Genomic DNA, 8,611 nt, shown 5'->3' with positions numbered 1-8,611 from the left:
TATGCTATATTCTTATTCGCCTTTTTCTAACAGTAGAACCACGAATCTTGGCGAAGACATTGGTTTTTGCCCTGTCCTGGGGTCCGTCCTCGCTTTTTATTCCACGGTTCCCTTGACCACGAGCCTCCGAACCCTCAAACTCCCAAAGCCAACCCCAGCGGGCAAAAACCGCCCTTCTGGGGCCACCTCTGGCGAGTTTGCATGAGGGTTCCCCTCATCGTCAAGGAACTTTCGCGGCATAAACGCCAGGACTCAGCGATTCCACATGCGCCGCCACCACGATTCCTTCTAAATGCATTTTTTATTCAATTCAATAATTATTGCTAACAATAAATAAAAAGCTAATTTTCATAGAAAATTAGCTTTTTAACTTTAATATTCACATAAAATTATACCTATAATTTCACTTACCATATTTTAAAACTTCTTAATAAAAAAACAGAACATTAAAGTGTATTATATTTTTTCACTTGTAATGGAATAGTTATAACATATAAATCTACAGCATAATAAGTAATCCAAATCCCTTTACCTTCAACATCAAGTTTTGATTGGTAAAACTGTTCTAAAATTTTTCTTTTCCCCCATCTTTCAGGGAACCATTTGAATACTTTAGGAACATTATATTTTTTATTAGACCATACCTTTAATCTCCATAGAACTAAAATAACTGTAATCAGGATAATAAAATTAATAAACTCAGAATATGAAGCTTTTAAAAACATATATCCTCTACCTTTTTATTAGAAATGTAACAACTTATCCTCTTAAAATAGCCTTTTTCACAATAAAATACATTATAGAAAATAGTAAACAAGTACCTACTATGCCAAAAGTCGCAATTGAAATTTTACCTTTTTTATTCATACTAATTATCTCCTTAAATCCTTAATAACAAGTTCTTTACCAAATCTCAAAAAATCATTTTCTAAATAATCTCGCGAAAAAACCTTTTTGTTCTGTAGATGCCGTTAATAATTTTGTTTCTTGTACTTCTCTAATTGTTTCAAGTAACTTCTGATCACGGTTCTCTAACTTATTGTCAATATAATCTTGTTGTTTTTGTAGTTGTTCAATTAACAATTTATTAAATTCCTCTTGTTTCTCACTATATTCTCTAAGTCTACTAACTTCATTTTTTAACGCTTTTAATTCTTCAGCTAAAATTTCTCCAACTTCTTTACTAGGTACAGGCTTTATACTTTCTCCACCTGTAGCAAAATAATGTTCAATTTGTTTTATTGAGTAATTCTGTTCTCTGTGTAATTGTTTAACCATCTTCATTTGCTCAAGAGCTTTCTCATTAAAAACATTATAGCCTGATTCATTTTTCTCTAAAGAAATATACGTCCTTAATTCTTTCATCCAATTTCTTATAACATTTGGCGATTCATCTAAACACAATGCAACTTCTTTAACAGTCATCGCTATATAACCTGGTTTTTCTTTACCTAGGTTTTCACTTTTATCCATCTTTTTACCCACCTTTAAAACCTAGATAAAAACCTAAGTTTTTTAAATATCAAGGGTTATTTTCAAAAAAATCAACCTTGATACCTAGGTATAAAACCTAGGTTTTTACTAATTCATTTTACTAAGGTTTATATCCTTCTGTCATATAAAAATAACGGAGTCCTTCACATCTCTAAGTCATACTTCATTTTCTTCTTAACAAATCATTATTTAATCCATATAGCGAAGACCATGGACGCGCCACATTTTTTTTCTAATAACCTTGCAATAAACCACAATTAAAATCATATTTTTGTTTTTTTAACATAATAAAACTCTATCAAAAGGCAAGTCATTTTATAAAATTGGAAATTCTGAATAAAAAAAGAGAGAAGAGCATAAGGGGTTTTTGGGCCCAACTAGGGGTTGGGGCTAGGCAGAGCCTAGCTTAAACGTGGGTACACGAAAATTTCCAAGATGTGTACTCACGGTCGACTCAAATTTTTCCAATTACACGTATTTTTCGTTAAAAGTAGAGTCGAGGTGTACACAAGGTACTCTTCATAGCATCAAATGTGCACCTGCTGTAGACATCATATATTTTATAAATTGTAATCAAACATTACTTTAAAATACTAAAAGAGATACATCTAAATTAAGTACACACAAGATTATAATTTAGAAACAAAAACAACAACAAAATATGATATATCATTCAGACGCTTTAAAATCCATTTTAAAGAATACAAATCTAAAATAATACTATTTGTCGTAGAAACAAAAATAAAAGCTTAAAAAGCAAAACAAACAGTTTTAAATGAAGGTTTTCGTTTGCTTTTGGGGTTGAGGCTGGTTCGTCGTATGGGGGCGAAACCCCACATATAACGTATTCTATCAATTTGGTAAGTGAAATTTTAAATCGAATCACTAGCGGTTCGGCTCGTATAATAGCAAATTCAAGCCGATGATCCCTAATAGTTGCTTTTGGATGTATCGGCTTGGTGCCACCAAAATTCGAGCCGAAAAAAGTTTTGCAAGGATGTAGCAAAGCGAAAAGGGTGGAGATTTTCTGAAGCAAAGCGGAGGAAAATACAACCCGTTCCTTGCGGAACTTTTAGCTCCCTATATATAGAGTGAGAAGGGACAAGCATACAAAAGTAGAAAAAAATCAGTAATACCAAGGGATTCGGGATTTTTTAAAGTTATCGAATTCGATAACTTTAGTTATCGAATTCGATAACTTTAAAGTTATAAAAAAACCTGTATGAAATTCATACAGGTTACACTAATTTTATTGGTAAATTTTTTAATTCTTTTGGTTTTCTTATAAACATGGTTTGTAATGTTTGATTAATATTGTCACGATCTCCACAAAGAATTACATTAGGGTTTATGTACAATGCATACATTCTAGCATTAATTCCATCTCTACCGGATTCAAAACGTCCAATTAGACCTTTCTCAATTAATTGCTTTACTAATCTACTAACTGTATTTTTACTAGAACCTATTTTTTCTGCTATTTCAGTTTGAGTCATAGGTAATTGTTCTTTTGCGTTAATATCATGAACAATACAGTTAGAACGAAAACCTATAAATCCAATGATTTTGTTTAAAAACATAATTTCTTCGTTTTTCAAATAATTATTTTGAATAAGATATAACCAATTCTCTTGAATGATTTGAGCAAATTTAGCTTTATTTTTTACTTTCCGTTCAGGTACTAACTTCATTCCATACGAATTAGCTTTTGCTTGAAGTTCATTTGCTAAATACATCTCTTCTTCTGACAAAATCTTTGAATTCTCAATATCTCTCAATCTTGAATTCCTTTCAGCTTGTTCTAAATTAACGAGCTTTGACATAATCTTTCTCCTCTTTTCTAAGATTTTCAACTAGAGAAGAGAAATATTTTATGTTATGATTCAATTATATATTTAATTGAATCATTATAAAAATCTCTTCATAATAATTGATTTCTCGACAAAATTAATTATAGCATGAGGAGATTTTTTTATGCATTTTAAAAATCATGGGTATGTAAAAGTTTATAGCTATGATTTTTTAAAACTTTATAATTTATTAATTAGATATAAAACCTAATTTTTTTAATACAAATCTCCAAATCTTTTCTTCTCCTGTCACTACAGAAGCTCTATCAACCATTCCTATGTGTAATTCTTTTGAATCCTTTGTATTAATTGTCGCTTCTAATTCGTATATATAACTTTTAGAATCTTTATCCAAAATAGGATACGGAGATACATAAGTTATTATTCCTGTTTGTTTGTCAGTATTCTTTAATTTAAAAGAATACTGTACTTTATCTCCTTTTTTAATTCCTTTTATCTCTTCAACTGGAAACAAAATTTTTACCTTTTTTTCATCGTCTTTTGGAATAATCGAAACTACCTCTTGACCGGGATCAACCAAATCACCTTGTTGTATGATAGAAGAAAATTGTACAATCCCATCCTTTTGCGCTTTTATAGTTGTCGTTTCATTTTGATTACGTAATCCATTCAGCTCTTGTTTTTTTACAAATATCTCTTGTTCTAAAGATTGAATTCGTTGATTGACTGAGATGATCATATTTTCTTTATACTGATTTAAAGCATCTTTCTTTTGTTCTTGTTTACCTTCTCTAGTAACATCAACTTTTTTTCTATCACTCTCTAAAATCTCTTTTCGTTGTTGAATTCGCTTTTCAACACTATTTTGTTGAGATTCTAAAGAATCTACTTTATCACCTGATAATTGCTGTTGTTCTTCTAAAAAGTTTTCTTTTTTTCTTTGTTTTTTAATAGATTGTAATTCTCTTTCAATATTTTCTTTTTCTGCAATTAATCCTTGTAAGACCTCATCTTGTTCATTTGATAGTTTACTATTCTTTATTACTTCTATTTCATTTTCTTTTTCATTTTGCAAAGATTGATATGCTTGTTCATATGCTTTATATTCTTCTCTGAACTTTGTATCTACTTCATTAGAAAAAGACAACTGATGAGATTGAATACTCTGTTTTAATTGTTCTAGCATCCCTTTTTGCCCTTCTAAATGTTGAACAATTTGATTCATTTGACTCTGCTTATCCGTTAATTCCGAATTCTTTAATTGAATCAAAGTGTCACCTTTTTTCACTTCATCACCAGACTTGACCGCAACAACATCTACAGTTCCTACAATTTGAGTTCGAGATACACTTATCATCGATTTACCTTGTATCATTGCAGTTCCTTTACTAACGATATCTAATTTTCCAACATAAGCCCAAATCACAAATCCAAATAAAACTGTAAGAAGAAAACATAATAATCCAGCAATAAAACGAGGTGGCTTTCTTTCCAATAACTCCACACTATCCGTTAATTGATCAAAAGAATAAATTTTACTCATATTGAATACCTCGCACTACATGAGATTGTAATTCTATATGTTCTGCATGAACTGTTTGATTCTTCCACAAACTGTAATATTTATTTTTATTAAATAATAATTCTTCATGAGAACCTCGTTCTATAATATTTCCTTTTTCCATTACAAAAATTTGATGTGCATGTTGAATTGTACTTAATCTATGAGCAATCATAATAACCGTTACTCCTTCTGAACCTAAGAATTTCAACATATCAGTAATATTTTTTTCAGTTGTAGAATCTAAATTACTTGTAGCTTCATCTAATATTAGGATATCAGGTTTTTTTAATAAAGCGCGTGCAATTGCCAAACGCTGTCTTTGTCCACCTGATAAATTAGATGCATTTTCTTCTAAGAAAGTATCATAACGTAATGGTAATTCACTAATAAAATCATGTGCAGACGCTTGTTTACATACTCTAATAATTTCTTCTAAATTAACTTTTCGTTCTAGTCCAAAACATAAATTATCATAAATAGAAGCACTAAAGAAAAACGATTCTTGAGATACATATGCAATTCGATCTCGTAATGCCGTTCGATTTAACTCTTTAATATGATAATCATCATAATATATATCACCTTGTTTTAACTCGTAATAATTCATTAGCAATTTTGAAATTGTTGTTTTTCCAGAACCACTTTCCCCTACGAAAGCGACTTGACTACCTGCTTTAATAGAAAAACTTATATTATTTAATACATTATTACGTGTTCCATAACGAAATGTAGCATTCAAACATTCAATATTTCCAGATAACTGCTTAGGAGAAACCCTATCATGTTCTTTTTCACTTTTTTCAGCTTCTAAATCAAAAATTTCATTTAATCTTTCTCCTGCAACTAAAGCAGATTGCATAGTTGGTTGGATAGATATTAAATTTTCAATTGGATCTAAAAAGTATGCTAAAAGCGCATTATATGTAATTAATTCACCAATAGTCATATTTCCTTTTAATACTTGAATAGCACCAATCCAAAGAATAATAATTCCACCTATTAATTCGAGACCCATTTTAATAGACCCTTGAATATTAGATAACATTCCTAATTTAAATACACATTTCAATAAATTAACAAATTTACTTTCTGTTTGAAAAAATATTTCTTTTTCAGCATTATAAGATTTGACTGTCGCAATCCCACTTAAAGACTCTACTAAATATGAAGTTAATTTTGCATTACTTTCCATTTCTTCTCTATTCATATTTTGATATGGTTTATGAAATATAAAAATAATACCAACATAAAAAGGAATCAATAAAAGAGTTATTCCAAATAAAATCGGACTATGTATATATAACAAAACAGAACCAAATATTACCATAAAAGTGTCGATCATCAATGTAACTGTTATAGTTGATAATGCATCACGTATTTTACTCGCATCCATAAAGCGAGAAATAATTTCTCCAACTTTTCTTGTTTCAAAAAAATTCATAGGTAATCCCACTACATGACGATAATATCCAAGCATTAATTTTATATCAATTCTTCTACTAAAATACAAAACTAAATAAGAACGAAAATAAGAAAGCAACACTTTGAAAATATATAAAATAATAATCCCTATAGATACAATATGAAGTGTTTGTATCAAATCATTTACAAGAATATCATCAATTAAAAACTTAAAATAAAATGCTCCTGCAAAACCAAACAAGTTAAAAAAGATAGAAACCAAAAATAAAGGAACTAATAAATTTGATTGATGTTTTAATAAAGAGAAAAATCGAGAAAATGTACTTTGAGAAACTTCCCCCTTTTTAAAATTTTGTCCAGGTTGCATTAAAACAAGAATACCTGTCCAAATTTGACAAAATTCCTCCAATCTATAAGTAATAAGCCCTTTCCCAGGATCAGCAATATAAATTTTATCCTTTTTTATTTTGTAAATCACCACATAATGATGTAATCCACCATCAACTATTACATGAGCTATAGCTGGTAAAGGTATCTCTTTTAAAGCCTCTTGTTCTGTTGCTTTAACACCTTTCACATCAAATCCTAATCTTTCACCGGCTTCTATCAAACCTTTAACATTTGTTCCTTGTAAATCTGTTCCTGCTATTTCCCTAATTTTTGAAATAGACATCGTAAATCCATAATGACGTGCAATCATGGATAAACAAGCTGGTCCACAATCTTTTAAATCATGTTGTTTAATACACGTAAATTTTCCCTTCAAACCTTTTCCTACTTTCTAAAGTAAATTAATCAACAAAAAACTAAAAAAAGTTTTTTGCAAATATTTCAAAAAAACATTGGACATCCAACCACTTATTAGTATAATAAAACTATATCCATTTTTCAAAATATTAGGAGGAATAGTTATTATGAAAACAATTAAAAATCTTAAACAATTAAACGAACAAGAATTACTAAATGTTGACGGCGGAGGATGGAAAACTAAAGTAGTTACAAAATTCATTCCAGGTGTAGGTGCAGTTATGACTGTTGTTTCAGCAGGAAATGCAGTTTATCAAGTTGGAAAAGGAATTAAAAAAGGCTGGAGCGAAAACTAAAATTTAAGTTTTTAATTAACGAAATAAAAAACATTTAATCGTAATATAAAAATAAAAAGATGGAGTTTTTGATATGAAAACAACTAAAAATTATAATTTACTTACAACACAAGAAATGTTAAATACTAACGGTGGTAGTGCCGATGACATTTATAATGGAATCGGATACTGGATTGGAAAAGCTGGTAAACAATATAAAAGAGCAAGTGATAACTACAATAAAAACCGAAATAAATATTGTGGTAATTTATCTAGAAAAGATTGCTAGTAATATAAATCTAAATACTATCTAATAAAAAAATCACTCAAAATACAGAGTTATATATTATATCTCATATATTGAATATTAAAATCGGAAAGATATCGCTTTTTCTAATTATTTCGATATATAATTAATAAAAAAAGATATAATCACTTATAACTCTGTATTTTTTTAATTATAAAAATATCTTACTCATAAAATAAGGAGAAGCAATTATGAATAAAATAAAATATATTAAACTAACTAAAAAAGAATTATTAAATATAAATGGCGGCAATATTAAATTTACATCAACAAATGCATCATATTATCCTATGAAATGGGGTAAAAGTGCAGGGAAATGGATTATATCTAAAATTAAATAATAAAAATAAAAACTATAATTACAATTACTAAAATTCCCTCCTACCTGTAATATTAGAGTATTTTAATATTAAAAAATAATTATTATGTAATATTAAATTGAATTATTATATAATGAAAAGTAATTATTTAAAAATCGGAGTGAATATTATGCAAAGTTTAAAATTAATAAAATTTAACATATGGATATTCGGAATACTATTTATTACTAATGCTATTGAATTTATTTCCGTACTTAACACAGAACATAAATTTGATTGGTTCAGAATTATTTGTGCAATTGGATTTTCCTTAGTATTTATAAAAAATCTATTCGATCTTAAAAATAAAAATTATAAAACTACATAATTAATATCAAGTTAAAAGCACTTATAAAACGTTAAAAAGTGCTTTTTATTTTTTACAAATGCGAATGTAAACTTTTGTATATTTGTTTACATTCATTTTGTTGATTTCATTGGGTTTATTTCACTTCATCTATTTTCTTCAAAAACACTAGCAAAAGTATACATTCAAAACATGATGAATAAAGATATTAGAACACCCGTGATCAAAAAAGAAAAAGCTAGATTCATGCTAGCTTTTTTACATA

At 28.5% G+C, this 8,611-nt stretch carries 8 protein-coding genes; 3 read left to right on the top strand and 5 right to left on the bottom strand.

The genetic code is table 11. The annotated features are described in order from the left end of the window. Positions 1 to 446 precede the first annotated feature (446 nt). From AC1DIT_RS25660 to AC1DIT_RS25640, 5 genes are all read right to left on the bottom strand, one after another. On the bottom strand, positions 447 to 725 hold the full coding sequence (locus tag AC1DIT_RS25660) for a hypothetical protein (protein ID WP_431089244.1): 279 nt from the start codon (positions 723 to 725) through the stop codon (positions 447 to 449). A gap of 196 nt (positions 726 to 921) precedes the next feature. Beyond that, complete coding sequence (locus tag AC1DIT_RS25655) at positions 922 to 1,473, bottom strand: MerR family transcriptional regulator (protein WP_431089246.1); 552 nt, start codon at positions 1,471 to 1,473, stop codon at positions 922 to 924. Between the two features lie 1,259 nt (positions 1,474 to 2,732). Continuing rightward, positions 2,733 to 3,317 carry a MarR family winged helix-turn-helix transcriptional regulator gene (locus AC1DIT_RS25650; RefSeq protein ID WP_431089248.1) on the bottom strand — a complete coding sequence of 195 codons (585 nt, stop codon included), beginning with the start codon at positions 3,315 to 3,317 and terminating at the stop codon, positions 2,733 to 2,735. A 217-nt stretch (positions 3,318 to 3,534) separates the two neighbouring features. Continuing rightward, positions 3,535 to 4,848 carry an HlyD family efflux transporter periplasmic adaptor subunit gene (locus AC1DIT_RS25645; RefSeq protein WP_431089250.1) on the bottom strand — a complete coding sequence of 438 codons (1,314 nt, stop codon included), beginning with the start codon at positions 4,846 to 4,848 and terminating at the stop codon, positions 3,535 to 3,537. After that, a complete protein-coding gene (locus tag AC1DIT_RS25640; RefSeq protein WP_431089253.1) occupies positions 4,841 to 7,057 on the bottom strand; it encodes a peptidase domain-containing ABC transporter in 2,217 nt (738 codons plus the stop codon). Before AC1DIT_RS25640 ends, AC1DIT_RS25645 begins: the two co-directional genes overlap by 8 nt. A 148-nt stretch (positions 7,058 to 7,205) precedes the next feature. Here AC1DIT_RS25640 and AC1DIT_RS25635 point away from each other — a divergent pair, with 148 nt between their 5' ends. The 3 genes from AC1DIT_RS25635 to AC1DIT_RS25625 all read left to right on the top strand — a co-directional run bounded on the left by AC1DIT_RS25635 (position 7,206) and on the right by AC1DIT_RS25625 (position 8,021). Continuing rightward, on the top strand, positions 7,206 to 7,394 hold the full coding sequence (locus AC1DIT_RS25635) for a class IIb bacteriocin, lactobin A/cerein 7B family (protein ID WP_431089254.1): 189 nt from the start codon (positions 7,206 to 7,208) through the stop codon (positions 7,392 to 7,394). A 73-nt stretch (positions 7,395 to 7,467) separates the two neighbouring features. Then, positions 7,468 to 7,662 carry a hypothetical protein gene (locus tag AC1DIT_RS25630; protein WP_431089256.1) on the top strand — a complete coding sequence of 65 codons (195 nt, stop codon included), beginning with the start codon at positions 7,468 to 7,470 and terminating at the stop codon, positions 7,660 to 7,662. A 209-nt stretch (positions 7,663 to 7,871) separates the two neighbouring features. After that, positions 7,872 to 8,021, top strand: coding sequence for a hypothetical protein (locus tag AC1DIT_RS25625; RefSeq protein WP_431089257.1), 150 nt, complete (start codon positions 7,872 to 7,874; stop codon positions 8,019 to 8,021). The last annotated feature ends 590 nt before the right edge of the window (positions 8,022 to 8,611 follow it).

This window comes from Bacillus sp. 05T22 (genome assembly GCF_056396765.1).
This window is presented reverse-complemented; position numbering and strand designations above follow the sequence as displayed.